The sequence below is a fragment of the Pseudomonas sp. V98_8 genome, from assembly GCF_029967975.1.
GTDB lineage: Bacteria > Pseudomonadota > Gammaproteobacteria > Pseudomonadales > Pseudomonadaceae > Aquipseudomonas > Aquipseudomonas umsongensis.
Map to the genome: position 1 here is coordinate 36,044 of NZ_JASCAE010000042.1, position 23,625 is coordinate 59,668.

At 58.5% G+C, this 23,625-nt stretch carries 26 protein-coding genes; 18 read left to right on the forward strand and 8 right to left on the reverse strand.

The features are described from left to right. Positions 1 to 141: 141 nt before the first annotated feature. From QLG10_RS12555 to QLG10_RS12565, 3 genes are all read right to left on the reverse strand, one after another. A complete protein-coding gene (locus tag QLG10_RS12555) occupies positions 142 to 1,509 on the reverse strand; it encodes an erythromycin esterase family protein (RefSeq protein WP_282487436.1) in 1,368 nt (455 codons plus the stop codon). Positions 1,510 to 1,600: 91 nt separating this feature from the next. Further along, positions 1,601 to 2,119, reverse strand: a complete 519-nt coding sequence (locus QLG10_RS12560) for a GNAT family N-acetyltransferase (protein ID WP_282487437.1) — start codon at positions 2,117 to 2,119, stop codon at positions 1,601 to 1,603. Positions 2,120 to 2,304: 185 nt separating this feature from the next. Then, the gene (locus QLG10_RS12565; RefSeq protein WP_083349104.1) at positions 2,305 to 2,952 is read right to left on the reverse strand and encodes a BON domain-containing protein; all 648 of its coding nucleotides are present in this window, start codon (positions 2,950 to 2,952) and stop codon (positions 2,305 to 2,307) included. Between the two features lie 223 nt (positions 2,953 to 3,175). Between QLG10_RS12565 and QLG10_RS12570 the strand changes: the two genes are divergently transcribed. Then, the gene (locus QLG10_RS12570; RefSeq protein ID WP_110747134.1) at positions 3,176 to 3,430 is read left to right on the forward strand and encodes an Lpp/OprI family alanine-zipper lipoprotein; all 255 of its coding nucleotides are present in this window, start codon (positions 3,176 to 3,178) and stop codon (positions 3,428 to 3,430) included. Positions 3,431 to 3,434: 4 nt separating this feature from the next. Here the strand turns inward: QLG10_RS12570 and QLG10_RS12575 are convergent, their stop codons facing one another. Continuing rightward, positions 3,435 to 5,114, reverse strand: a complete 1,680-nt coding sequence (locus QLG10_RS12575) for an HAD-IIB family hydrolase (RefSeq protein WP_282487438.1) — start codon at positions 5,112 to 5,114, stop codon at positions 3,435 to 3,437. Positions 5,115 to 5,571: 457 nt separating this feature from the next. Between QLG10_RS12575 and acsA the strand changes: the two genes are divergently transcribed. From acsA to QLG10_RS12610, 7 genes are all read left to right on the forward strand, one after another. Continuing rightward, complete coding sequence (gene acsA / locus QLG10_RS12580) at positions 5,572 to 7,335, forward strand: acetate--CoA ligase (RefSeq protein WP_110747130.1); 1,764 nt, start codon at positions 5,572 to 5,574, stop codon at positions 7,333 to 7,335. After that, entirely contained in the window at positions 7,332 to 8,327 is a 996-nt protein-coding gene (pdhA, locus tag QLG10_RS12585) for a pyruvate dehydrogenase (acetyl-transferring) E1 component subunit alpha (RefSeq protein WP_110747129.1), read from the forward strand. The genes acsA and pdhA overlap by 4 nt, the downstream gene beginning before the upstream one ends. Beyond that, on the forward strand, positions 8,324 to 9,310 hold the full coding sequence (locus QLG10_RS12590) for an alpha-ketoacid dehydrogenase subunit beta (RefSeq protein WP_110747127.1): 987 nt from the start codon (positions 8,324 to 8,326) through the stop codon (positions 9,308 to 9,310). The genes pdhA and QLG10_RS12590 overlap by 4 nt, the downstream gene beginning before the upstream one ends. Before the next feature lie 45 nt (positions 9,311 to 9,355). Further along, the gene (locus tag QLG10_RS12595) at positions 9,356 to 10,474 is read left to right on the forward strand and encodes a dihydrolipoamide acetyltransferase family protein (RefSeq protein ID WP_282487439.1); all 1,119 of its coding nucleotides are present in this window, start codon (positions 9,356 to 9,358) and stop codon (positions 10,472 to 10,474) included. 10 nt (positions 10,475 to 10,484) lie between these two features. Continuing rightward, positions 10,485 to 10,760 (forward strand): acyl carrier protein, encoded by a 276-nt coding sequence (locus QLG10_RS12600; RefSeq protein WP_110747123.1) that lies wholly within the window; start codon positions 10,485 to 10,487, stop codon positions 10,758 to 10,760. A gap of 133 nt (positions 10,761 to 10,893) precedes the next feature. Further along, positions 10,894 to 11,553: a c-type cytochrome gene (locus tag QLG10_RS12605; RefSeq protein WP_282487440.1), complete on the forward strand. Its 660-nt coding sequence runs from the start codon at positions 10,894 to 10,896 to the stop codon at positions 11,551 to 11,553. A gap of 154 nt (positions 11,554 to 11,707) precedes the next feature. Next, entirely contained in the window at positions 11,708 to 12,169 is a 462-nt protein-coding gene (locus QLG10_RS12610; protein WP_179055933.1) for a hypothetical protein, read from the forward strand. Between the two features lie 112 nt (positions 12,170 to 12,281). Here the strand turns inward: QLG10_RS12610 and QLG10_RS12615 are convergent, their stop codons facing one another. Both QLG10_RS12615 and QLG10_RS12620 read right to left on the reverse strand, forming a co-directional pair. Continuing rightward, positions 12,282 to 12,458, reverse strand: a complete 177-nt coding sequence (locus tag QLG10_RS12615) for a hypothetical protein (RefSeq protein ID WP_158539226.1) — start codon at positions 12,456 to 12,458, stop codon at positions 12,282 to 12,284. A 67-nt stretch (positions 12,459 to 12,525) separates the two neighbouring features. Beyond that, positions 12,526 to 13,023 carry a BCAM0308 family protein gene (locus QLG10_RS12620; protein WP_110747116.1) on the reverse strand — a complete coding sequence of 166 codons (498 nt, stop codon included), beginning with the start codon at positions 13,021 to 13,023 and terminating at the stop codon, positions 12,526 to 12,528. Positions 13,024 to 13,238: 215 nt separating this feature from the next. Here QLG10_RS12620 and QLG10_RS12625 point away from each other — a divergent pair, with 215 nt between their 5' ends. From QLG10_RS12625 to QLG10_RS12635, 3 genes are all read left to right on the forward strand, one after another. Then, positions 13,239 to 13,799 carry a nitroreductase gene (locus tag QLG10_RS12625; RefSeq protein ID WP_110747114.1) on the forward strand — a complete coding sequence of 187 codons (561 nt, stop codon included), beginning with the start codon at positions 13,239 to 13,241 and terminating at the stop codon, positions 13,797 to 13,799. Between the two features lie 173 nt (positions 13,800 to 13,972). Continuing rightward, positions 13,973 to 15,799 (forward strand): DNA polymerase/3'-5' exonuclease PolX, encoded by a 1,827-nt coding sequence (polX, locus tag QLG10_RS12630; RefSeq protein WP_282487441.1) that lies wholly within the window; start codon positions 13,973 to 13,975, stop codon positions 15,797 to 15,799. Positions 15,800 to 16,033: 234 nt separating this feature from the next. Beyond that, on the forward strand, positions 16,034 to 16,915 hold the full coding sequence (locus tag QLG10_RS12635) for a universal stress protein (RefSeq protein ID WP_188263874.1): 882 nt from the start codon (positions 16,034 to 16,036) through the stop codon (positions 16,913 to 16,915). Positions 16,916 to 17,018: 103 nt separating this feature from the next. Here the strand turns inward: QLG10_RS12635 and QLG10_RS12640 are convergent, their stop codons facing one another. Next, on the reverse strand, positions 17,019 to 17,147 hold the full coding sequence (locus QLG10_RS12640; protein WP_256874145.1) for a hypothetical protein: 129 nt from the start codon (positions 17,145 to 17,147) through the stop codon (positions 17,019 to 17,021). Positions 17,148 to 17,220: 73 nt separating this feature from the next. On the opposite strand from QLG10_RS12640, the gene QLG10_RS12645 reads away from it, so the two are divergent. The 5 genes from QLG10_RS12645 (at position 17,221) to QLG10_RS12665 (ending at position 22,184) form a co-directional block, all read left to right on the forward strand. Further along, on the forward strand, positions 17,221 to 17,853 hold the full coding sequence (locus QLG10_RS12645) for an ABC transporter ATP-binding protein (RefSeq protein WP_282487442.1): 633 nt from the start codon (positions 17,221 to 17,223) through the stop codon (positions 17,851 to 17,853). After that, positions 17,850 to 18,743 (forward strand): biotin/lipoyl-binding protein, encoded by an 894-nt coding sequence (locus tag QLG10_RS12650; protein WP_282487443.1) that lies wholly within the window; start codon positions 17,850 to 17,852, stop codon positions 18,741 to 18,743. Before QLG10_RS12645 ends, QLG10_RS12650 begins: the two co-directional genes overlap by 4 nt. Further along, entirely contained in the window at positions 18,740 to 20,227 is a 1,488-nt protein-coding gene (locus QLG10_RS12655; protein ID WP_282487444.1) for an efflux transporter outer membrane subunit, read from the forward strand. The genes QLG10_RS12650 and QLG10_RS12655 overlap by 4 nt, the downstream gene beginning before the upstream one ends. Continuing rightward, the gene (locus tag QLG10_RS12660; protein WP_248677514.1) at positions 20,224 to 21,366 is read left to right on the forward strand and encodes an ABC transporter permease; all 1,143 of its coding nucleotides are present in this window, start codon (positions 20,224 to 20,226) and stop codon (positions 21,364 to 21,366) included. The genes QLG10_RS12655 and QLG10_RS12660 overlap by 4 nt, the downstream gene beginning before the upstream one ends. A gap of 470 nt (positions 21,367 to 21,836) precedes the next feature. Beyond that, entirely contained in the window at positions 21,837 to 22,184 is a 348-nt protein-coding gene (locus QLG10_RS12665; RefSeq protein WP_282487445.1) for a hypothetical protein, read from the forward strand. 153 nt (positions 22,185 to 22,337) lie between these two features. Here the strand turns inward: QLG10_RS12665 and QLG10_RS12670 are convergent, their stop codons facing one another. Further along, positions 22,338 to 22,547: a hypothetical protein gene (locus tag QLG10_RS12670; RefSeq protein WP_282487446.1), complete on the reverse strand. Its 210-nt coding sequence runs from the start codon at positions 22,545 to 22,547 to the stop codon at positions 22,338 to 22,340. A 251-nt stretch (positions 22,548 to 22,798) separates the two neighbouring features. Here QLG10_RS12670 and cynS point away from each other — a divergent pair, with 251 nt between their 5' ends. Together cynS and QLG10_RS12680 are read left to right on the forward strand one after the other, a co-directional pair. After that, positions 22,799 to 23,266, forward strand: coding sequence for a cyanase (cynS, locus tag QLG10_RS12675; RefSeq protein WP_110750117.1), 468 nt, complete (start codon positions 22,799 to 22,801; stop codon positions 23,264 to 23,266). 104 nt (positions 23,267 to 23,370) lie between these two features. Then, the gene (locus tag QLG10_RS12680; RefSeq protein WP_188263871.1) at positions 23,371 to 23,619 is read left to right on the forward strand and encodes a DUF2790 domain-containing protein; all 249 of its coding nucleotides are present in this window, start codon (positions 23,371 to 23,373) and stop codon (positions 23,617 to 23,619) included. Positions 23,620 to 23,625: the final 6 nt, after the last annotated feature.

Sequence of the window (23,625 nt, forward strand, 5' to 3'; positions counted from 1 at the left end):
CGAGCTTGCTCGCTCCTACAGGGGGAACACAGGCATCACCACAAGCAGGTCGGCTTTAAGGCCGCCTCGCTTTGCTTTTGATCGCGGGCGCCCCGTTAACCACGATGTACCGCAGCAATGGATATGTACTCCGACAGCACATCACACGCCAAACGGATAGGTTTCGTCCTCCGCTTCCAGTTGCTGGTTTTTCGGCAGCGGCAGCGCGGTAACCGGCCTGGTTTGCTCGACCCAGATCATGGCATCGAACTGTTCCGCCAGCATCGACTCGAAATAGTGACTGAAGCGTTCGGTTTCGGGACGGTAAATCACCCCGATGGCCCGTCCCAGCAAGCACGTGGACAGGACGCTGCGCAGCTCTTTGCGCTGCGGGTCACGCCAGTCGGTCAGCGACGCTGCAACGCCCGCCTTGAGGAACTGATGCTCCCAGCTGTCTGGCCGGGAGGGGCGGATGTCCTTGATCAACATCTCGCCGTCCCAGTCATCAGCGGCCGCCACCTGGCCGCGGTCAGTGGCCATGCCGATGAGTACGACATCGCGTCCGAAGGCGCTGCGACACAGTTGACCGATGTTGAATTGCCCCTTCCAGCCCATTTCCGTGGCGCCGGCATTGCCGATATGGGAGTTGTGGGCCCAGACCACGGCCTTCGCTTGCGAGCCCCGGTGTTCGAGTAACGCGCGCAACGTATCGAACATGTGCCGGTCACGCAGGTTCCAGGACGCTGTCGAGCCCCGATAGATCGCGCGGTAATACTGCTCGGCCGCCATCACTACCCGGGCATTCTGCGTTGCATTGAAGAAAGCTTCGTCGTTGCGGATGAGCCCGGCCAGTTGTTCAGCCAGCATGGCGTTGAGCTGATCGATCACCGGCTGTTCACAGGGCATTACACCGGCACGCTCGACAAAATGGCCATACAGCGCAGGGTCATCCTGCCATGGGGTCAGGCAGCCATAGCGCCGACGTGCTTCCTGGGCCAGGCGCGGGTCAACCCGATCCAGATAGCTCAGTACTTCATGAATGGAATTACGCAAGCTGTAGACATCCAGGCCGCGAAACTCGACGCGATGTTCAGGCGCTTGCTGATGGTTGAACTGATGCAGCCAGTGGGTGAAAGCCTTCACCTCGCTGTTGCGCCACATCCAGGTGGGGAAGCGGCTGAAAATGTGGCGCTTCCACGCCGTGTGCGCCAATCCCCGGACATACTGGTCGACATGGCCGGCGTCCGGCCAGTCGGCTTCCACCGCGACGATATTGAAGCCGTGCCGCTCGATCAGCCGTTGGGTAATCGCAGCCCGGGTTCGATAGAATTCCCGGGTTCCATGGCTCGCCTCGCCGATCATCACCACCCGTGCATCGGCGTAGCGGTCAAACAGGTCGCCAAAAGCGGGGGAATCCAGGTCCGGCAACGGTTCGGCGTAGCGATGCAACACCGGCGCTATGTGCGACGTGTCATCGTGATGTTGCTGACCGTAAAGTTGTTCCAGCAATGATTGCGTATGAGAGTTCATGAACGCCATCCTCCGAAAGGTAGGCTGCTGGTGGCGGCATGGCGCTCGGGTCGTACCAGAGGCTCAAGCGCCCCGAAAACATTGCACGGGTTTACAGGTACAGGCGGTGAATGACCTGTTGGGGGTCGAAGGGGTCGTCGTGGGCTTCAAAACCAAGGCATCTGGCCAGGTCGCGCAGGGGCGCGTTGCTGGAGGCGCCAACCGAGTACAACAGGTGGACGCCGTTACTGCGGGCGGCGTCGATCAAGTGCTCCATCAATATCGTTCCCAGGCCCAGGCGTTTCCACGCAACGGCGACGGTCAGCGCGCATTCGCACTGGTATTGACCCATGGCGGCATAACGACTGGCGCCGATTGCGCTCAAACGGCCATTTTCGTGGACCAGCGCTATGCAGCCTTGGCCCTTGCGAGCGTCGTGCTGTTGCCCGAGTAAAAGCCCGTGCCGGGACGCCGGCGCCAACTGCCGGACAAGGGCGCATTCATGAGCTCGATCTGCTTGCGCGACATACCGGATCAACACCGCACGACCGTTGCTGAGTACATCAATCCGGGATTTTCCACGGGCGTAGTCCCAGTCATGCCAATCATCGGGGCTCTTGGAAGCGAGCATCGTGCGGCCCTCCATCCAACATTCTCTTGATGCGTAGTAAAACCTGCGCGTTTCAATTCTTTTCTACGCCGTTGGCCGCTCCCGGATTTGATCTGGATCAGGCACGAGTGAGGCGATCAAGGTGAGTCCGCCACGCACGTTCATTGGATCACCCCGGGTAACCAGGGGTTACCCGGGGTGATCATTCAGGCGATCAGCAATTGATCCTCCACCTTGGTGACACCCGGCACCGACCAGGCGGCACGTTCGGCGATTTCGCGCTCGCGCCAGAAGTGCACTTTGCCTTCCAGTTTCACGACACTGCCTTCGACCTTGATACGTATGCCCTTGGCGTCGACTTCAGCGTTGCGCTTGAGGGCTTCTTCGATACTTTGCTGGATATCGACGACTTTGACTCTCGGGCGCAGGGTGATGCGATTGTCCACGCCCACAACACCCGACAATTTGCGCACCGCGCTTTCGGCGAGTTCCTTTTGATATTGCCAGTCCACCTGGCCTTCCAGGGTTACCCAGCCTTTTTGCACGACGACCTTGACGTCGCCTTCGGGCGTATCGGAGCGCCACGAGATAATGTTGACGGCACGATTGGCGATGGTGTCATCGGCCGTACCTGCGCCTTTTTCCAGCCGGACCTGTATTTCCTCCGCCACGGCACGCACGCCTTTGATCGCTTTGACCGCCCGTTCGGCACTGACTTTCTGGGCATAGCTTTTCACGTGACCGGAGAGTGTGACAACGCCATTGTCCACGCTCACGCCAATGTGGGCGGCGTCGATATCGGGTTGAAAATCAAGCTCATCCAAAATGGTATTGCGCAAGGTTATGTCGCTCATGATCCTGTCCTCTCCCGCATGACTGAAGTACATGGGCTGCCAAAGCCCATGTCTTTTTTTACGCCTGAGCGGCACCAGGACATTGAGTTAAATCAAAAAGGCCGCAGTCGCCCGCTCTGCCATTGGCCAGCCGGTTTTTTGATAAATGTCAGAGAAAGCCTGCAGTGGCGTTGGATACTGCGTTTGACTGGCCTTTGCAGCCGGGACTTATTTGGAGAAGATCATGGACAAGCGCTTGCCTGTTGTTTGCCTCGGTATTCTTCTAGCCACGACTGCCGGATGCAGTAACAAGCAGGCCAAGGAACTGGATGCCCGGCTGGAATATGCTGAAAACAACGCCGCAATGGCGCGATTGAGGGCCGATGAGGCGCACCTCAAGGCGGAACTGGCGATGGAAGTGGCACGTCAGGCACAACGGACCGCCGACGAAGCCAATGCCCGCACCAGCCGAATGATCGAAAAGGCGACGCCTAAGTGACGATTCAGAGGTGATAGCGTGACTGTACAAGTCGCCTGATCTGTTCCATTGCCTGCCCGGGTGCCAGGCTGGTGTCCGTCTCGATCAGGCGGGTCTTATTGGCAAGCACATCGTCCCGGATCACTTTGCGAAACCAATTGGAAAAATCCCCGACATTGATATGTTCGCGAAGGGCGGGCTCTTCAAGTCGCGTTGAACAGGACAAAAACTCAGTCAGGTTAGAGGCACTTTGGCCAAGCGCAGGAAAGTGGAATGATCGCCATGCACCCACATCTCCCGCGACGTACTTGCCGCTGTGACGGTGGTGCTTTTGATGAGGCTGCACCTGATCGAGCAGGAAGACCTCGTCGCCTTCGTGCACATTCCAAAGACAGGCGTTTTCGAGGCCTGGCGAGCGTTCTGGAAACCCTGGGCTCGGGCGCTGCATGCGTTTGGCGAACTGTTCGACCAGTTCCCGGGCGGTGCTGCCGAGTGTCACCAGTACGTCTACCCCCTCAAGCAGTGCCGGACAGACCTGATCGAAGTCGAGGGCAACGATGATTGCGCCAATGTCCCCGAGAAAACCCGGCGGCCAACCTGCGCAGTGGGGAAGCATGTAATGCGCTTCGTCGACGATCAGCCAGTAAGGCCGGCCGGAAGCGCTGCGCAGATGCTGGATAAAGGGCAGCAGTTCGCCAAACAGCTGCACGCGCGCTGCGGGATCCAGGGCAAGGGCGTTGACCACCACATTGAGCTGAGCCTGTAGAAGGTAATGCACCGACTCTTCTGTCGTCGGGGGGGCGGTCAGCCCGCCGATCGTCACCGCATCCTCCAGCGTCAGATAGTCTCCCTCAGGATCGATGATGCAAAATCCCTGATGAGCCTGCACCATTCGTTCTGTCAGCCAGGTGATGTAGCTGGATTTACCGGCACCCGAATTGCCAACCACCAACATCACCGATTCCGCAGGCAGCCAGAGCTTGCGGCCATGGGTGGACTGGCCCAACTGGACGCCAATGCGTTCGACGCAAACCAGCGCCGCGTCTTTTTCCAGCAGCATGTTGACCAGTTCGCAGACACCTTGGCCATGATCATGAGTCAGGCACAGGTCAGCGCTGGACTTGATCGACGCTATGGCATTGTTCACCGCCGCGGCACAGCCGCAGATCGATAGAAAGGAGTGGTCGTTTTCCGCATCGCCCACGCCCACCACGTTCAGCTCGCATATGCCCAACTCGCGCAAGGCTGCAACAAGGCCAGACGCCTTGTTCACGCCGGTTGGCAAGATCATGATCGCATCCTTGTTGAACGTTATCTGCAGTTCAAGGCCGAGCTCTCGAATGCTGCTGACCACCGCATTCTCAAACGGCTGCCAGGTGGCGATGACCGAACGACCGATCGACAAAGGCGTGACACCCTTGTCGCGCAGGTGGCCAACCAGCTCGGTCGAAGCGGGGTCTGCAATAAGCTCCTCGGTGTCTGTGCTCGGGTCGTACAAGATCGCGCCGTTTTCCGCAACGACCCGGTCAAACAGATCCAGGTGTGGAAAATGATGCTTGAGCGCTTGCAACTCCCGGCCTGAAATCAGCACAAGCTTGCGCCCGCTTTTTTTCAGCTTGCCGAGCGCTGCGCAGACCTGCGGTGGAACGCTGCCGTTTTCGGCAATGGTCCCGTCATAGTCCACTGCCAAGGCCAGGAAGTGCATGCTTGCTCCATTGTCTGACTCAATTGAGAGGGGCTGGGCAGAACACGAGCTGCCTGTCTACCGATTTCACGTCTGTATTGGGATGCTGATTCCTTGCGCCAGCATTGATTTTTGTCAATTTCAGGGTGAGAGCAGACAGTCGGTCTTCCCGGCCAGGCGGGCTGGAGTGCGAGGCAGTCATGCATTTTGCCCGTTACGGGTTCTTGCCTTGTCGGCCGCAAGCCGTCCAGGGTCTTTTCGACAATGAACAAGGCTAGTCCCGTTCCACTTGATATTTATCAACGCCAGGAACAATTGGGCGGAGCAAGTTAAATCAAACCCGGTTGTGCAGTCGGCGCCTAGCACAGACAGGTTTTCTGGGCATTGCGCCACAGCCACTTCTGCAGCGTATTGGCTGTCTACTCCTTGAAAACGGTAGGCAGGGTTACTGATGCTGTTGAGTACAAGAGGCCCAACCATGCGTTCCAGGATCATCAAAAAAACGCTCGATGACTTGCCTGTAGCGCCGAACTGGGTCGACAGCGTGCAAGCCCGTGAGCACTTTTCCTGGGCAGCACAAATGTGTGGGCTGTCGGGACTGCCCGGCGGTGGTTTGAACCTGGCTTATGAAGCCGTGGATCGTCATGCACTGGGAGACGCTGGACCGCACACGGCACTGCGCATTCTTGTTCGCAACGGCGGGCACCGCGATGTCAGCTACGCCGAGCTGAGCGTGCTGACCAACCGATTTGCCAACGTGCTCAAGAGCCTGGGCGTGACTCCCGGAGCGCGAGTGTTCGTGCTGTGTGGCCGCGGCCTGGAATTGTTCCTGGGCGTGCTCGGCGCAATGAAGGCCGGCTGCGTGGTATCGCCGCTGTTTTGCGCCTTCGGCCCGCAACCCCTTGAAACCCGTCTGTGTCTTGGCGAAGCCTGCGTGTTGCTCACCAGTGACGCCCTGTATCGACGCAAGATATCGACCATCCGTGATCGTCTGCCAACCCTGAAGCATGTGCTGGTGTACAACGAAAATGCCGAGGATGTTGCGCCCTTGGAGGGTGCGTTAAACCTGCATCAGTTGCTGGCCGAAGCCGATGACCATTTCAGCATCGCCCGCACAACCGCTGACAGCCCGGCACTTTTGCATTTCACCAGCGGTACGACAGGCACCCCCAAAGGGGTCTTGCATGTTCATGGCGCAGCACTGACCCACCTGGTCACCGGAAAATATGCGCTGGACTTGCACCCCGGGGATATCTACTGGTGCACCGCCGATCCGGGCTGGGTCACGGGCACTTCATACGGCATCATTGCGCCGTTGCTGCTGGGCGTGACCTGCGTGGTCGAGGGCTTCGAATTCGACGCCGAGCGCTGGTACGGCACTCTCGAAAAACAACAGGTATCGGTCTGGTATACGGCACCCACCGCCATCCGTTTGCTGATGAAAGCCGGTGCCGCGCTGGCGCACAACCATCGTTTTCCCTGCCTGCGGTTCATTGCCAGTGTCGGCGAACCTCTCAATCCCGAGGCAGTGTGGTGGGGCAAGGACGTACTGGGGCTGGCGATCCACGATAATTGGTGGCAGACCGAAACCGGCGGCATCATGATTGCCAACACGGTCGCGATGGACATCAAGCCCGGCTCCATGGGCAAGCCACTGCCGGGCGTCGAGACGGCCGTTGTCCTGCGCAACGCCGACGATACCTTGCAATTTTTGGGCAGCGATGAAGTGGGCGAACTGGCGCTGAAGCAACCCTGGCCCGCGATGTTTCGCAGTTACCTGGGACAGGAGGAGCGTTATCGGCGCTGCTTTGTCGGCGGCTGGTACCTGAGCGGCGATCTGGCTCGTCGTGATGCCGATGGCTATTACTGGTTCATTGGACGCAGCGACGATGTGATCAAGTCCGCCGGGCACCTGATCGGTCCGTTCGAAGTCGAAAGCTCGCTGATGGAGCATCCGGCGGTCGCTGAGGCCGCCGTGATCGGCAAGCCCGATCCGTTGCTGGGCGAAACGGTAAAGGCCTTCGTCTCCCTCAAGAGTGGGTTCACCGCCAGCCAGGCCCTGCACGATGAATTGCTCGGTCACGCGCGCAAGCACCTGGGGGCCGTGGTCGCCCCCAAGGAGCTGGCGTTCGTCGACACGCTGCCTCACACCCGTAGCGGCAAACTCATGCGGCGTCTGCTCAAGGCCCGCGAGTTGGGCCTGCCTGAAGGCGATACATCCGCCCTGGAGAATCCGTCATGACGCCCGTGTCGCTGCCCCGGGAGACCAAACTGGATCTGCTGCGGGACATGGTACGCATCCGCCGTCTCGAAGAACGTGCCGGCGAGCTGTACGGGGAAAGCCGGATTCGCGGCTTTTTGCACCTGTACATCGGTGAAGAGGCGGTGGCGGTCGGCGTTCTGCATGCCCTGGCCGTTGACGATGCGGTCGTCGCCACGTACCGCGAACATGGTCATGCGTTGATCAAGGGTGTTTCCATGAAGGCGATCATGGCCGAGATGTTCGGGCGGCAGCAAGGATGCTCGCGAGGCCGTGGTGGCTCGATGCACCTGTTCGATGCCCGTACACGATTCTTCGGCGGCAATGCCATCGTCGCCGGTGGCTTGCCATTGACGGTTGGGCTGGCGCTCGCGGAACACATGCAAGGTGGAACCCGTCTGTGCGTCTGTTTTTTTGGCGAAGGGGCGATGGCGGAAGGGGCCTTTCACGAGTCTATCAACCTTGCCGCATTGTGGCGCCTGCCCGTGCTGTTCTGCTGTGAAAACAACCTCTATGCCATGGGCACGGCGCTGGAGCGTTCGCAATCCCAGACCGACCTGTGTGCGAAAGCTTCGGCATACAAGGTCCAGGCCAGGACGGTCGATGGCATGGACGTGATCGCGGTGCATGAAGCCGCCCGTGACGCGGTTGAACACATCCGCGCAGGGCAGGGGCCCTTTTTCCTGGAGTTTCGGACCTATCGATTTCGGGCCCACTCGATGTTCGATCCGCAGTTGTATCGCTCCCGGGAAGAAATCGAACAATGGAAAACCCGAGGTCCCATCCACACCTACAGCACGCGACTCAAGGCTGAAGGGCTGCTGGATGAACCGGGTTTTCTGGCGATCCTGGCCCAGGTCGACGCCGAGGTCGAAGACGCCATCGCCTTCGCCGAAAAAGGCACATGGGAGCCGATCGAGGATTTGTCCCACGATGTCTATACGTCGGGACCTGCGCCGGAGCCTGCGCCATGAGCCTGTCCATGACCTATCGCGAAGCGCTGCGCGAAGCGTTGCGTGACGCCCTGCAGCGGGACCCGCGGGTGTTCCTGATGGGCGAAGACGTGGGGCGTTATGGCGGCAGTTATGCGGTGTCCCTTGGATTGCTGGAAGCCTTCGGCCCCGAGCGTATCCGCGACGCGCCACTGTCCGAACTGGGTTTCGTCGGGGCCGGTATCGGCGCGGCGTTGGCAGGCATGCGGCCAATCGTCGAAATCATGACGGTGAATTTCAGCCTGCTCGCTCTCGACCCCCTGATGAATACCGCGGCGACCCTGAGGCATATGTCAGGCGGGCAATTCTCGGTGCCCTTGGTTGTGCGCATGGCGACCGGGGCTGGTCGTCAGCTGGCTGCCCAACACTCACATAGCCTCGAAGGCTGGTTCGCCCATATTCCGGGATTGAAGATCCTGACGCCGGCGACCGTCGAAGATGCACGCGGCATGCTCTGGCCCGCGCTGCTCGACCCCGACCCGGTGCTGATATTCGAACATGCGCAGCTGTACAACCTGGAAGGCGATGCCGGCGAATGGGCAACCATGGACATCCGTCGCGCCAAAGTTCGCCGGGCCGGCAGCGATCTGACCCTGATCACGTATGGCGGCTCGTTGGGCAAGGCCCTGGCGGTCGCCGAGGAACTGGCCGGGGAGGGCATCGAGTGCGAAGTCATTGACCTGCGGGTCCTGCGCCCCCTGGATGACGCAACGCTCCTGGCTTCTGTCTGCAAGACCCACCGTGCCCTGGTAGTCGATGAGGGATGGTGCAGCGGCAGTCTGTCGGCGGAAATCATCACCCGGATCGTCGAGCAAGGCTTTTACGAGCTCGATGCGCCCCCGGCGCGGGTGTGCAGCGCCGAAGTGCCAATCCCTTATCCACGGCATCTGGAGGAGGCGGCGCTGCCCCAAGTGGCGTCGATCATCACCGCCGCTCACGAACTGTGCCAAGGAAAAAAAACCTGATTGCTGCAGCCTGCCGGCTGCCGGGTTGAATCTGGAGAGTCATCCATGATCGAGTTCAAACTGCCGTCGCTGGGTGCCGACATGGATGAAGGCACGCTACTGGAATGGAAAATACAACCTGGTGATAAGGTTAAGCCTGGGCAGGTGATTGCCGTCGTCGATACGGCCAAGGCGGCCATCGACGTGGAGTGCTTGCATGAAAGCACCGTCCTGCAACTGCTGGTCGACATCGGTACCAAGATACCTGTCGGTACACCCATCGCACTGTTGCTGGAGCCAGGGGAGGATCCGCAAAGCGTAAGGCGGACATCGCCAGAAGCGCCCCTGGTGAACGAGGCGCAAGACCTGTCGGGTCGCCGCCCACGTATTTCTCCTGCGGCGCGTCGGCGCGCTGTCGAGTTGGGACTCGATGTTGATCAATTGAAAGGCCACGGGGCGCAAGGCGCTATCACCCTGGAAGATGTCGAAGTGGCCGCCCACCTGACGCATGAACCCGATCATGAACAGGCCATGCGCCAGACCATCGCCGCCGTCATGAGTCGATCCAAACGCGAGATCCCCCACTATTACCTGAGCGAAACCATCGCTTTGGACAAGGCCATGGGCTGGTTGCAGGAGCACAACGCACAAAGCACTCTGCAAGAACGCCTGTTGCCTAATGTCTTGTTGCTCAAAGCGGTGGCACTGGCGTTGCGTGACTATCCCCAACTCAATGGTGTCTGGCAGGACAACGCCTTCAAGCCGGCACGCGATATCGACCTTGGCGTGGCCATAAACTTGCGTCAGGGCGGCCTGGTCGCCCCGGTGCTGCATCAAGTGGCGGATGCGACCCTGACCCACCTGATGAGTGAACTGGCCAGCCTGGTGGAACGGGCGCGCAGCGGCTCCTTGCGCAGCTCTGAGTTGGGCGGCGCCGGGATTACCGTGACGCAACTCGGCGATCAGGGGGTGGACAGCGTGCTGGGGGTAATCTACCCGCCCCAGGTTGCCTTGGTCGGCTTCGGGCGTATCAGCGAACGGCCTTGGGTGAGGGAGGGCCAACTGTGCGTCGTGCCCACCGTCATTGGCAGTTTGTCTGCCGATCATCGGGTCAGCGATGGTCATTATGGGGCGCGTTTCCTTAGTGAAGTGCGTCGTCTCTTGCAAACACCGCAGGCTCTTTGAGGAGGCGCACATGAATTCGCAAGTGCTCCGCAATGAGGTGCTGCGCGCATTGAAAGGCATCGCCCCGGAAGTCGAAGTCGAACAGCTGCACACTGATCGGTTATTGCGTGAAGAGGTGGACCTGGACTCCATGGATTGGCTGCGTTTCATCGAGGCGCTGAATCGCAGCCTGGGTGTCGCCATTCCCGAAGCCGATTATCGCCAGGTGGATACCCTGGACAAGCTCATCGCCTACCTGGGACAAAGGCGCCAGTCGAGCGCCGACGGGCCCTCGAGCCAGACGTAGCCCATGCGCTCGATGAAGCAGGTGGGGGAGCACCATTGCTGCAACGCGCTCCGCAGGATTGATTGAGGTTTGTCAATTGCAGGTGCGATCGCCGGGCGAAAATAGTTGAAAGCGCACTTCAGGGGTACAGGTCATGAACGTCAAGGGCATGCAGCGTACTGACAACCGGTCACCCACCCTCCTGGCCATTGGCCTGACCACGCTCATGGGCTGCACCGGGTCCAACGAAGGCGGGGCGCCAGAAACGGCACCGATGTCCGCGATCGCCATGGCCGACAATCTGTGTTCGTTGTGCCACGGGCTGACGGGGGAGTCTGTCTCGCCCCTTGTTCCAAAGCTGGCTGGCCAGCAAAAGGACTATTTGATCTCACAGCTGACCGACTTCACACAGCATGGCCACACCGATGTACCCGGTAATCGCTACATGGGCGGATTGACCCATTTGACCGGGACTCAGATTGTTGAACTGGCCGACTATTTTTCGAGCCAGAGTGCCATGAAGGCGCAAGCCGATACGCCGGATGCGCGCGGTGAATCGATCTTCCGCCAGGGCTTGCCGCAGGCGGGCGTCGCCGCATGCAGCAGCTGCCATGGTGCGGATGGGCGGGGCAATGGGCAGGTTCCACGGGTGGCGGGTCAGCATGCGATGTACATGGCTCGCCAGATCCTGCGGCTTCAGCAAAGTGTGCAGCGTCCCCACGGGGCTCCGATGCAGCAGGTGGATCATGCGCTGTCTCAGGTGGATGCCCAGTCGGTCGCGCAGTACATGGCGACACTCGGGGCCAGGCAATGAGCGGCTGACAGGGCGAAAAGGTGTAAGCGAAGTGCGGGCTGGACATGACGTGATCACGCCAGCGCTGCTCGGGTGCAGCCAGATTGATCTAAATCAATGGGCATCCTGTTATCGGCCGCATGCTGGTGTCATGGATGGGTAAGGGCGCTGGGTCATGAACATCAACAAGCTGATCGGGATTCACGCGGTGCAAGGTTGGTGGCGGAGCAGGGGAGCGACAATAGGAAACCTGCGTCGGCCCGGCAAAAGGCTCTGGAAACGTGACGCAACCTACCTGCTGTTGATCTCGCTGGCATTGCCGGCGGGTTATTTCATGGCGTATCACTTTGCTGCCCATACATTGAGGGAATTGGTGAGCTCTTGCTCCGCGCGTTTCGAGATCGAGCTGGAAAAAGCCGAGATAGAGCCTCCCATCGAAGCCCTATCGCGATCCTTGTGCGAGTGTCAGGCACAAACACTGCTCAACAAAAACGGCGTCGTGCGCATTGCGCTGGTCGACAGCCACCTACTGGATCCGCAGTCACTCGAGCCTGTAACGGAGGAAGACGGAGAGGCCTGTATCAACGCCCTGTGGAAGCCAGACGCCGAACTGGCCAAGCGCCTGACGCTTGAGTGACATACTGCAAATCGTGCCTGCGTTCGCCGCCTGGCCCGGTGAGGTGGTCGCGCAGTTGCGCCACCGCCGAGGCCTGTTGCGGCACTTGGCCTGGGAAATCGCCCCAGGTTGATCAAGCACTGCTGGGCTGGATGAAACCGGCCATCAGGTTGACCCCGGCCAAAGCCGTGACCACGTATACGGCGCCACCAAGGCCTTCGCGCGCCAGTTTTCGTTGAGCCTGCGTTGCCCAGGCCTGGAACAACGTTGCGATTGAGCGTGGGGCGGCGGGCTGAATGGTCGCATCCACGCTTGCCAAGGCTCACCGGTATTTTTTACTGGCGCGTTTTTTCCTCGGAAAACTTACGCATTCGGCCCTACTCGTCGCGCGTCCAGTGGATGCTCACGCCATACTGATCCGCACCGTACCGGTAATCGGATTTCCCTTTGAAAGCACTTTCCAGCGCATGACTCAAGCGATTCGCCAGATGGATGCCGGTCGTGGTCACGATCAGGTCATCCGCGGAGTCCGACAGTTTGATGATGCGCTCCAGGGCATGCTCGGCTTTCTCCGCCTTTTCCGTATGTTCCATCAGGTGAATGATTTCATCTCGATGCTTTTGCAAGAAGCTGCCCGACAAGGTGAGGGTGCCCGCAGGCATGTCGTCCGCGACGCGTCGACAAGCCGGGCAGGTAGTGTCTTTGGCTCCATGCACCACGGTATTTTCAGGACGACTCCAGGTCCAGTTCCCGGCGTGATACACCGCACCACACTGCGAACAAATGGCTGAGCCTTCAACCCGCTGCGAGCAATAAGGATCATGGGTAGAGGCTTTGAACAACTTGTCTTTGTGGCTCTGCTGATACTTATCCATCGTGGTTCTCCTCGGCCATTGGGAAAAAAACAATCCACGCTCAGTGTGCGATCAGCACGCTTCGTCAATTTGATGCAGATCAATTTCCAGCGTTGCGAGGCCATTCGCAGGGCCGCACGCCATCGGACGAAACGAGTGCGCAGACTTGATGTAAATCAACAGCCCACCCCATTGGCTGGACGACGTTATGAACAAACTTCTTGAGGTTTGCACCCATGAATATCGATGAGGCGATTTACGGCCGTCGCTCTACGCGCGAGTACACGACTGAAGCTGTTGATAAAGCGCTCATAGGCCGTTTGATCAATGCCGCGATTCAGGCGCCCAGCGCAGTCAACCAACAGCCCTGGACGTTCACGGTATTACGTGACCAGGCATTGCTCGATCGGATTTCGCGCGAAGCCAAGGCTTACATGCTCGAGGCCTTGCCTTCAGGATTGCACTCCGGGCACTTTTTATCGTTGCTCAACGATGACAGTTTCCAGATTTTCTATCATGCGCCTGTGCTTATCCTGATTTCGGCAAACGCCCCCGGCCAGTGGATCGTTGAAGACTGTTCACTGGCTGCCGAGAATCTGATGCTCGCTGCCTATGCTCAAGGGCTGGGGAGCTGCTGGATCGGTTTTGCCCAGGGTTTTCTCAACACGCCCCAGGGAAAGAATGCCCTTGGTTTGCCCACAGAGTGGGTGCCGGTGGCACCGATCATCATCGGCCATCCGAAGTCCACGCCAATGCCCGTCACGCACAAGGAGCCGCAGGTTTGCTGGATAGGCTGACTTGCGACGCCCACGGGCTGGGCAGGACGATCGCCCCTGGGAAGCACTGCCCGGCCTCTTCGGCTATCCGGTCGTCGGGACCGTTCGTTGGGCGCATCTGATCTACATCAAGGAGCAGACATCGGGATCGGCAATGCTGTTGGCATCGATGCCCATAACAGCGGGATTTCCCCATGCCGCGGCCGGACGGATCACCACACGCGCCATTGCTCACCCTTGCGCCTTCATCGCTCGGCCAGGGCACCGCGAATGACGAGATTGCCTCGATTTTCGATGATATTGCCGACCTGCTCGAGTTGGAGGATGCCAACCCTTTCCGGATTCGGGCTTACCGCAACGCTTCGCGAACCCTGAGGGCGTTGACCGTCGATCTGGCGAAGATCATCGCGCGTGGCGAACCACTGCCCAAACTGTCCGGGATCGGTGTTGACCTGGCCTGCAAGATCAATGAAATCGTCACCACCGGCGATTGCGCATTGCACTCACGGTTGCGCGCCACCTTGCCAAAGGGGTTGGCCCAATTGCTATCTATCGCCGGTTTGGGTCCGAAGCGGGTCCGGCACCTCTATCACGATCTTGGAATCGAAACCGTACAACAGTTATGTCTGGCCGCTGAAAAGGGGCGCATTCGCCATCTTCCAGGCTTTGGTGAAAAGTTGGAGGCCCGGCTATTGAGTGCCGCGCAGAAAGGAATCGGCAAGGAACGGCGTTTACCGCTCGCCCATGTCGAGCCATTGGCAGAGCGGCTGGCGCGTTATCTGGAGCAGATCCCGGGTGTCGAGCAAGCGACCGTGGCCGGAAGCCTGCGACGCATGCGCGACACGGTCGGCGATATCGACATCCTCGTTGCTGCCGCACCTGGCGTGAAGGTTGCCGCGCAGTTCATCAAGTACCCGGATGTAGCCACCGTGCTGGTTCAAGGGCCAACGCGTGCCAGCGTTCTCCTGGGAACAGGCCTGCAAGTGGATCTACGGGTCATTGAACCTGCGGTCTATGGCGCGGCCCTGGTGTACTTCACTGGCAGCAAGGCGCACAACATCGCGATTCGCCAAAGGGCACAGAAGAAGGGGCTCAAACTCAGTGAATACGGGGTATTCAAGGAAAACCGACGTCTGGACAGTGGCACTGAAGTCGACGTTTATCGGGCGCTGGACCTGCCCTGGATAGTGCCGGAGCTTCGCGAGAATCGCGGTGAAATCGAAGCGGCGCTGGCCAATCGCTTGCCCAGACTGATCGAATCAAGCGATCTCAAAGGTGACTTGCATGCCCATACCCGTGAGTCGGATGGCGGCAACAGCCTGGAAGATATGGCGCTTGCGGCGCAGGCCGCGGGCTTGCAATACCTGGCAATCACCGATCACTCCCATTCCCTCAGGGTGGCCCATGGTCTGGACGGCGACCGGTTGCTGCAGCAGATCGACCAGATCGATGCGCTCAATGGCCGGTTGCAGAGCATGACCTTGCTCAAGGGTGTCGAGGTCGACATTCTCGAAGACGGTCGCCTGGATCTGCCAGACGATATTCTGGGGCGCCTGGACCTCGTGGTGGGTGCCGTCCACAGTCATTTCAATTTGACTCGACGCCAGCAAACCCGGCGCCTGCTCAGGGCTATCGAACATCGCTATTTCACGATCCTGGCGCACCCACTGTGTCGGTTGATCAATGAGCGCGAGCCGCTGAACCTGGACCTCCTCGCCATCATCAAGGCTGCCGCTGAGCGAGGCTGCTGTCTGGAGCTCAATTCGCAGCCGCAGCGCATGGACCTGTTCGATCTGCAATGCCAAATCGCCAAGGATCAAGGCGTGCTGATCAGCATCAATTCGGATGCGCATCGCACGGCTGATTTTTCCCAGTTGCGTTTCGGGGTCGCGCAGGCACGTCGAGCCTGGCTGGAACCCCATAACGTGCTCAACACTCGGTCGCTATCAGCGCTGAAGTCGTTTCTGCGCGGTGTCGGGGACAGGCATACAGAACGGGATCAAAGCTTATGTCAGCGTTAGACAACATCACCCGGCCATTCGATTCAGCTGGAACAAGGGATCGCAGACTTGATGTAGATCAAGTCGCAAGCAGGGCAGACTTTCAAAATCAAAAAAAGTGGCGGGGTTGGCTCATGGGCGCAGAAATACATGAGCGACTGTCTGAATGCTGAGTAACTGGAAGGGCTGGACGCCTGGGACGGGGCGCTCGGGCACTCGTCCATGTAGGACTTTCATCTGACTGGAGGACCTGTCATGAGCCAGTATCAACGCTTGTTGCTGATAATCGATCCGACGCTGCGCCAATACCCGGCACAACATGCGATGGCGCTGGCCAGGGCCAGCGGCGCCAGTCTGCATATCCTGGCACTTGTTCCCGCTATAAAAGGGTTGTGGATGCTTGAGGAGCGCGACAGGTTACAGCTTCGTGAGGATTGCCTGCGACCCCATCGCGACTGGCTCAATGAGCAGACCACCCCGTTGCATGGCAGGGGGATTACAGTGACCACGCAACTGACGTGGGCTGAAGATATGGAAAAGGACATCATCGATTATGTGACCGACATGCAACCTGATCTGCTGATCAAGCAAATCCGGCACGAGTCGGCATTCAAACGGGCAATCTTCACCCCGCTGGATTGGCAGCTGCTGCGCCATTGCCAAGTGCCGGTGTATCTGGTGGGAAGCAGCCGGCACGTGTTACCACGCAAAGTGGTGGCTGCTGTCGAGGTCACCGATACCACGCCCGCCGACAACACGTTGAACGAACGGATCATCCAGCAGGCAAGTAGCCTTGCCCTGCAGTGCGATGCCGAGCTGCATCTGCTGTACGCCTGCACCATCTCGGCAGCGTACCTGGCGGACTATGACGGCCTTACCCTTGCTGAACTGACCAAGGCGCTCGGCAGGGATCTGAAAAAAGCCTTTCTGGCGCTGGCCGACCAGTTCGGCGTGCCGTCCGATCGCCGACATTTCATAGAAGGACACCCGATCGCAGTCTTGAATGAGTTTAGCCACGACCATCAAATGGATGTGATCGTCATGGGCAAAGTCCAGTCCCATGGTCTGGGCAAGTTATTGGGCAGCACCACCGAGCACATCCTGTACCAGGCGCCGTGCAGCATTCTGGCGGTATAGAAGCGGCGTTACAGGCGCGCGTATTGGGCCTTTGTAGAAACTGGATGTAGGGGAGGGGGCTGCTCCACGCGGCGATCATGTGAACGACTGCGTCGACATATCATCAGCCCGCAATTGGGTTGTCGGTGTCAGTGCCGGAGTATTGCGACATCGAACTTGCACGTGCCGATTGATCGCCATAACGCGCTTTTGTATTCGCCCGTATGGCAGGAGAGATGATGAGCACCGCCATGGTTACTCCTGCGGATCATCCAGCCATCGTGTCACGCGGGCTGAGTAAATGGTTTGGCGAGGGGAGTGCGCGCATGAAGGCCGTCGATGATGTGGCGCTGGTTGTTCAATACGGTGAGATGGTGTTTATCGTCGGACCTTCGGGCAGCGGCAAAACCACGCTGCTGAGCATGATTAGCGGAATCTTGCGCCCGGATGCCGGCACGGTGACGATCAATGGCCAGGATATCTGGAGCCTGGACAGCGAACAGTTGGCGCAACTGCGCCTGAACGACATCGGCTTTGTGTTTCAGGATTATCACCTGTTCACCCGGTTGACCGTTGCCGAGAATGTCGCCATTCCGTTGATTCTCCAGCATTACGACTGGAACGATGCCATCGCACAGGCGAGGGCGAGCCTTGAGATCGTTGGCCTCAAGGATCGCGCGGATATCCTGCCGGTCAAGCTTTCCGGCGGTGAACAACAGCGAGTTGCCATCGCGCGTGCCATTGTCGGCAAACCGCCGATCCTGATTCTGGATGAGCCCACCGCGTCCCTTGATGGCGATACCGGCAAGATGATCATTGCCTTCGTCAAGGCTCATATCCTCAATCAGCAACGATGCATTCTGATTGTCACGCATGACACGCGGATCAATGAATACGCCGATCGCATCATCTGCATGGAAGATGGCCGCATCGCCGAGCCCAAGCGAACTTCGCCGTGAAAAAACCGCTGCTGTTCATGCTGGCGGTGCTCGGTGTGCTGGGCGGTTTGATTGCCGCATACCTGTTCGGTCGTACACCGCACACGCTGCCGCCAACATTCGCACCGGCGAGTAGCACCTACGACACCGCCATTTATGCCAACGGGATTATCGAAAGCGAGCAGCCCGGTGGTAACAATATCGTGATCTACCCGCAGGTGGCCGGGCCTGTGACTCAGTTGATGGTGTACGAGGGGCAAGCGGTCAGCCGCGGTATGCCGTTGGCGACCCTGGACGACGCTGTCCCCAAGGCCAATTTCGAATTGGCGCAGGCCAATTTGACCACCGCTCGGGACCAGTACAACAAACGGCTGGCGTCCTACGCCATTGATCCGAAGTCCATCAGCAAAGACAGCCTCGACACCGCGAAAAATCAGATGGCCCAGGCTCAAGCCGCGTTAAAGTCGTCGGCGGCGACGTTGGCGCAGTACGTGATAAAGGCACCCACGGACGGGGTGGTTCTGGCCGTCAACAGTTCGGTGGGCAGCTATGTTTCTCCCCAGGGCGCCTACAACGTGTATACCCAGGCGTTCAGCCCGCTGATAGTGATGAGTGGCAAACAGGATTACCTGGCGGTGCGCTGTTACGTCGACGAGATCCTGATTGCCCGTTTACCCCCGCCCGAGCGCATACGGGCGCAGATGCTGGTCCATGGCACGGATATCCGCGTGCCGCTCGAGTTCGTGCGGGTGCAACCCTACGTAACGCCGAAAATAGAGCTGTCCAATCACCGTCAGGAGAAAGTCGACCTGAGGGTACTGGCGGTTATTTTTCGCTTTGAAAAAAAAGACCTGTCCATGGTGTATCCAGGGCAGTTGGTCGATGTCTTCATAGGTCAGAAAGAGCAATGACCAGGCCACGCCGCGGTTGCCTATGGGCCGCCTGCGGACGCCTCCTGTGCCTGTTATTGCTGACCAGTGCCTGCACCGTCGGGCCGGATTTTTCCCGCCCCTCAGCGCCCACGCAACAGGGCTATGTGCGCGATGCCTTGCCAAATACCGTGGCGGCACAGGGCCGGACGCAACGCTTCAGTGCCGGTGCCGATGTCTCGGCGTACTGGTGGCGACTTTTTCGCAACCCGTCGCTGGATGCCCTTGTGCAGCAGGCGATTGCCCAAAACATGACGTTGCAAGCCGCGCAGGCCAGTCTGCGGCAGAGCCAGCACCTGCTCATGGCCGGCAATGGGGTGTTCTACCCGTGGCTGGATGCTCGCTTCGAGGCCAGTCGCCAGCGTAACAGTGCCGTCCGGCAGGGGCTGACGACAACCGATTCGATCTTTAACCTGCTGACATTGAGCGGCACGATCAGTTATACCCTCGACCTGTTTGGCGGCGCGCGGCGTACCGTCGAAGGGCTGCAAGCACAGGTCGATCAGCAGACCTGGTTGATGCAGGCGACTTACCTGACCCTGACAGCCAATGTGGTCAATGCCGCAATCGCCCGCGCCGCCTATGCCGCGCAGATTGAAGCCACGGAGCAACTCATCGACCTGCAACTTCAGCAGCTTCGTTCCACCGAAGCACAAGTGCGTGGCGGTACGGTGCCGTACTCGGCGACTCTCAGCCTGAAAAGCCTGATTGCCGCCAACCAGGCCCAATTGCCAGCCCTGAAACAAAAAGTTAGCCAGGCCGAGCATTTGCTGGCCACGCTCGAAGGCGTCGCACCGAGCCAGGTCGAACTCCCGCAGATCCGATTGTCGGAGCTCATGCTGCCCGAAGATTTGCCTGTCAGCCTGCCTTCCATGCTGGTTCGCCAGCGCCCGGACATCCTGGCTGCCGAAGCGCAATTACACCAGGCGAGCGCTGCCATCGGGGTGGCCACGGCGGCGATGTTCCCCAGTTTCAGCCTCACCGGTACCTACGGTACGGCCGGCTCTTCCGCCCATTCGCTGTTCGCCGACGGTGGACGACTCTGGAGCATCGGTCACGCGGTCGACATCCCATTGTTCCAGGGCGGTCGCCTGTGGTTTGGCCGCAAGGCCGCCATCGACGCCTACCAGCAAGCATCAGCCAATTACCGGCAAGTGGTGCTGGAATCGTTCGCGCAGGTGGCCGATGTGCTTAAAGCGCTGGAGTTCGATGCAGTGGCACTGCAAAAGCAGGCTGAAGCGCAGGCCTCGGCGCAAGAGGCCTTGAGATTATTGCAGGCCAACTATCGCTCGGGACTGGTGACTTATCTGGATCTGTTAGTGGCCGACGTGCAGCTGCATCAGGTCAACATTGCCTATTTGCAGGCGCTGGCCCAGCGTTATCAGGACACCGTGGCCCTGTTCATTGCCCTGGGCGGCGGTTGGTGGAACCGCGCGGATGCGGGCGGCGGCAGGCCAGCGCCATGAAATACGCCGGCCTGCTGCGCATCGGGTACAAGCTCCTGGTCAATGATCGCGCCAAGTTTTCCGCTCTGCTGGTGGGCATCACCTTTTCGGTGTTCCTGATGATGCAAATGACTGCCATGTTCGCCGGTATCCTGAACCGTGCTTATTCAACGGTGACCAACATCGGGGCACCGATGTGGATCATCGATCCGGCGGTGAACACACCTACCATCGTCACCCCACTGCCTGACTACCTGCTCGATGCGGTGCGCAGCATGAAGCAAGTGGAATACGCGGTGCCGATTTTCATCGGTAGTGCACAGGTGCGGCTCAACGACGGCACTTACCAGGGGGTCAGCGTGATCGGGCTGGACGATACGAGCCTGCTCGGCCGCCCGGAGCTGGAGCAGGGGGTCATCGAGGATATTTACGCCGAAAACGCCTTCATCATGGTTCACGATGCCGAGTTTGCGAAGTTGGGCAACCCCCGCATCGGCACCACCTTTGAACTCAATGACCACCGCGGCACCATCGTCGGCATTGCCAAGGTTCTGGTCGGCGGATTAACTGGCGTGCCGACGCTCTACACCACCTACCGGCGCGCCATCGAATACATACCCACCACCCGTTTCACGGTGTCTTACATTTTGCTCAAGCCCAGGAGCAAGCGGGCTGAGGCGGCCATCAAGCAACAAGTCGCGCAGTTAGGCTACATCGCGCTGACCCGGGCTGAATTCAACCAGCGCATCGCCAATTACTACATTTATCAGACCGGGGTGGGCACTAACATCCTGATGATGACGGCCATCAGCTTTCTGGTCGGCTTATCGATTTCCGGTCAAACGTTCTACAGTTTTATCCTGGAAAACCTGGACAAATTCGCTGCTCTTCGGGCAATCGGTGCCAAAAGGCGAGAGCTGGTGTACATGATCCTGTTCATGGCGCTGTTCACGGCCATGACCGGCTATGGATTGGGCATCGGCCTGGTCACCCTGATGATTGCCCTTGTACGGACGTATTTACCCAATTACGCGGCGATTATTACCTTCTGGAATCTGGGTTTGGCTTTTGGCCTGGTCCTTCTCATCGCCGGGTTTTCCAGTTACCTGGGCATCCGCAAGGTATTGAGGATTGAACCATTCGAGATTTTCAGAGGCTAAAAGCGGTGTCTGAATCCAGTTTTATATTCCCAGCGTATTGTCTAGCCTTAGAGGAGGGCGGTTTTACATCAGTGATGCTTAAATCGGCTATTAGTAACTCAACTAAACAGACATTTAGTTTAGTTATTCTTTTTGGTCATAACGGAGCGGGCAGCTGAAGGGGCGAGTTCATCTCAACATTAAACGCACGAGATCCGTTCGAGTTAAGCTCTGGTTGAAAATTTCAATCGGAAGTAAGCCTGCTGCCGCCGCATCTGACGCCATGGATGGTTGAGAGCGCTTACCGTTATTTGAAGGCTGCAATAAAACTTAGGCGTGGTCATGACATGCTGGACATTGCCCAGGTTAATGCTGCAATCGGCATGGAAATCGTCCTGAAAAGCTTCATATCAAAGCCGGATGACAAGCTTGGCCAGGTCAATGAAACCTAAAAACTGGACGACGATGCGGTTGAGGCTGCACACGCGTATTTGAAAACAGCAGAGAGAGTTCCGGCTAACCGCAGATACCCAAATAAGCACGATCTGCTGACGCTGTTTTATGCGATCCCTGAACCGATCCGGCAACGAGTTCGGCTTGATCGTCGAGATCATTGGATCGAGAAATATCGCGACGTTTTCACCAAGGCGCGTTATCGATACGAGAAAAGTGCCGCGAAAGGTTCCGACGACATCTTGATCGGGATCCTGGACGAGCTGATTGATGACGTGGTGGACTGGTATCGCGAACTGGGCTGCAAAGATCTGTTCATCGTGTGTTACGCAATGCCGTCGCAGGAGCAGCTATCGGATTCCGATCTGGAGTCGAAGAGGTTGTGAGCCAGGCTTCAAATCTGACCACTACACGCTCACACGTGCGTATATAACAGTACGCATAATGTATATTATGTTAAATCAGGTGCTATGTCAGATATGTTCATGCACTGATTAAACCAGTGATTCGGCAAACCCGGCTCTGACGTCCACTCCTGTTCAATCGCGCCAGGCTAAAGCACTGCCGTACTGATGGATTCGGTAAGCGATTCCGGTATCGAGCTTTATCGCCTCGTCTTCCTCAAGCAACGCAATCCGTCGTCGACCAGCACGAATATCCAATCCGCCTTTAAGCGCCACCACCAGTTTGGTTTCCCGACGATGCAACAACGGCAAGTTGTGCGCATGCAGAGGCAAGACAAAACGCATGGCTGCGCCCGCCCCTCAGATGCTTGCCTCGGCTACATCAATCCAAACCGGATATCCGTTGGGGAATCAACAGCAGCGCCTCTGAGTTTTCAACGTTCATGAGCACTTCGAAATGCATCTATAGGTAGGACTTATGCGAAGGATTGTATATCGGTCTTGGACGCTATCGAGATAACCGCAGAAGATTGCTTCACACCCAAGCAAAACCAACCTAGTAACGCCAACCAAGCAAACCCGATAGGAGAAACACCATGCAACAGTCCCACGCTTACAACGACACCAGCCTTGAGCTGACCGCGAAAATTCTGGACGCCAAAGCTCGCAAGAACCTGTCCTTTGAAGACGTGACCAAAGGCACCGGCCTCGGCTTGGCTTATGTCACCGCCGCCCTGCTCGGTCAGCACCCGCTGCCTGAAGCTGCTGCCAAAGTGATCGGTGAAAAACTGGATCTGGACGCCGACTCGGTTGCCCGCCTGCAAGTCATCCCGCTGCGCGGCAGCCTGTCGGGTGTCCCGACGGATCCAACCATCTACCGCTTCTACGAAATGATCCAGATCTACGGCACCACCCTGAAAGCTCTGGTTCACGAACAGTTCGGTGACGGCATTATCAGCGCCATCAACTTCAAACTGGACATGAAGAAAGTCGAAGACCCAGAAGGCGGTCACCGTGCGGTGATCACCCTCGATGGCAAGTTCCTGCCACTGCGTCCTTTCTAAGGATGCAACCGGACCTGTAAATCGGCCCGCAGCCTTGCGGGCCTGCTTCAACAAAGTTCTTAACCCTTTTCTATCAATCACCACATTTGAATGGAGGAATCGTCATGAAAAAAATTCTGTTTCTCGCCCTGGCCCTGACGGCTTCGCTGTCAGCCTACGCACAGGAAGCTGTTGTAGCACCTGAGGCCGTTCCATATGCGTATGGCATGCACCTGGATGTCGCCAAAGTCATTCACATCACCCCGACGGCTGATGTCTGTGGCCCGACGCCAGTGCAAATGACTTACCGCGATTTGCACGGTGAAATCCACATCCTGGAATACAACGTGATCGGTAGCGGCTGTACCAACTAATTGTCA

Excerpts from the sequence above, each read along its gene's own strand:
- QLG10_RS12555 (WP_282487436.1), bottom strand. The coding sequence starts at position 1,509 with ATGAACTCTCATACGCAATCATTGCTGGAACAACTTTACGGTCAGCAA.
- QLG10_RS12560 (WP_282487437.1), bottom strand. The coding sequence starts at position 2,119 with ATGCTCGCTTCCAAGAGCCCCGATGATTGGCATGACTGGGACTACGCC.
- QLG10_RS12565 (WP_083349104.1), bottom strand. The coding sequence starts at position 2,952 with ATGAGCGACATAACCTTGCGCAATACCATTTTGGATGAGCTTGATTTT.
- QLG10_RS12570 (WP_110747134.1), top strand. The coding sequence starts at position 3,176 with ATGGACAAGCGCTTGCCTGTTGTTTGCCTCGGTATTCTTCTAGCCACG.
- QLG10_RS12575 (WP_282487438.1), bottom strand. The coding sequence starts at position 5,114 with ATGCACTTCCTGGCCTTGGCAGTGGACTATGACGGGACCATTGCCGAA.
- acsA (WP_110747130.1), top strand. The coding sequence starts at position 5,572 with ATGCGTTCCAGGATCATCAAAAAAACGCTCGATGACTTGCCTGTAGCG.
- pdhA (WP_110747129.1), top strand. The coding sequence starts at position 7,332 with ATGACGCCCGTGTCGCTGCCCCGGGAGACCAAACTGGATCTGCTGCGG.
- QLG10_RS12590 (WP_110747127.1), top strand. The coding sequence starts at position 8,324 with ATGAGCCTGTCCATGACCTATCGCGAAGCGCTGCGCGAAGCGTTGCGT.
- QLG10_RS12595 (WP_282487439.1), top strand. The coding sequence starts at position 9,356 with ATGATCGAGTTCAAACTGCCGTCGCTGGGTGCCGACATGGATGAAGGC.
- QLG10_RS12600 (WP_110747123.1), top strand. The coding sequence starts at position 10,485 with ATGAATTCGCAAGTGCTCCGCAATGAGGTGCTGCGCGCATTGAAAGGC.
- QLG10_RS12605 (WP_282487440.1), top strand. The coding sequence starts at position 10,894 with ATGAACGTCAAGGGCATGCAGCGTACTGACAACCGGTCACCCACCCTC.
- QLG10_RS12610 (WP_179055933.1), top strand. The coding sequence starts at position 11,708 with ATGAACATCAACAAGCTGATCGGGATTCACGCGGTGCAAGGTTGGTGG.
- QLG10_RS12620 (WP_110747116.1), bottom strand. The coding sequence starts at position 13,023 with ATGGATAAGTATCAGCAGAGCCACAAAGACAAGTTGTTCAAAGCCTCT.
- QLG10_RS12625 (WP_110747114.1), top strand. The coding sequence starts at position 13,239 with ATGAATATCGATGAGGCGATTTACGGCCGTCGCTCTACGCGCGAGTAC.
- polX (WP_282487441.1), top strand. The coding sequence starts at position 13,973 with ATGCCGCGGCCGGACGGATCACCACACGCGCCATTGCTCACCCTTGCG.
- QLG10_RS12635 (WP_188263874.1), top strand. The coding sequence starts at position 16,034 with ATGAGCCAGTATCAACGCTTGTTGCTGATAATCGATCCGACGCTGCGC.
- QLG10_RS12640 (WP_256874145.1), bottom strand. The coding sequence starts at position 17,147 with ATGGCGGTGCTCATCATCTCTCCTGCCATACGGGCGAATACAAAAGCG.
- QLG10_RS12645 (WP_282487442.1), top strand. The coding sequence starts at position 17,221 with ATGAAGGCCGTCGATGATGTGGCGCTGGTTGTTCAATACGGTGAGATG.
- QLG10_RS12655 (WP_282487444.1), top strand. The coding sequence starts at position 18,740 with ATGACCAGGCCACGCCGCGGTTGCCTATGGGCCGCCTGCGGACGCCTC.
- QLG10_RS12660 (WP_248677514.1), top strand. The coding sequence starts at position 20,224 with ATGAAATACGCCGGCCTGCTGCGCATCGGGTACAAGCTCCTGGTCAAT.
- QLG10_RS12670 (WP_282487446.1), bottom strand. The coding sequence starts at position 22,547 with ATGCGTTTTGTCTTGCCTCTGCATGCGCACAACTTGCCGTTGTTGCAT.
- cynS (WP_110750117.1), top strand. The coding sequence starts at position 22,799 with ATGCAACAGTCCCACGCTTACAACGACACCAGCCTTGAGCTGACCGCG.
- QLG10_RS12680 (WP_188263871.1), top strand. The coding sequence starts at position 23,371 with ATGAAAAAAATTCTGTTTCTCGCCCTGGCCCTGACGGCTTCGCTGTCA.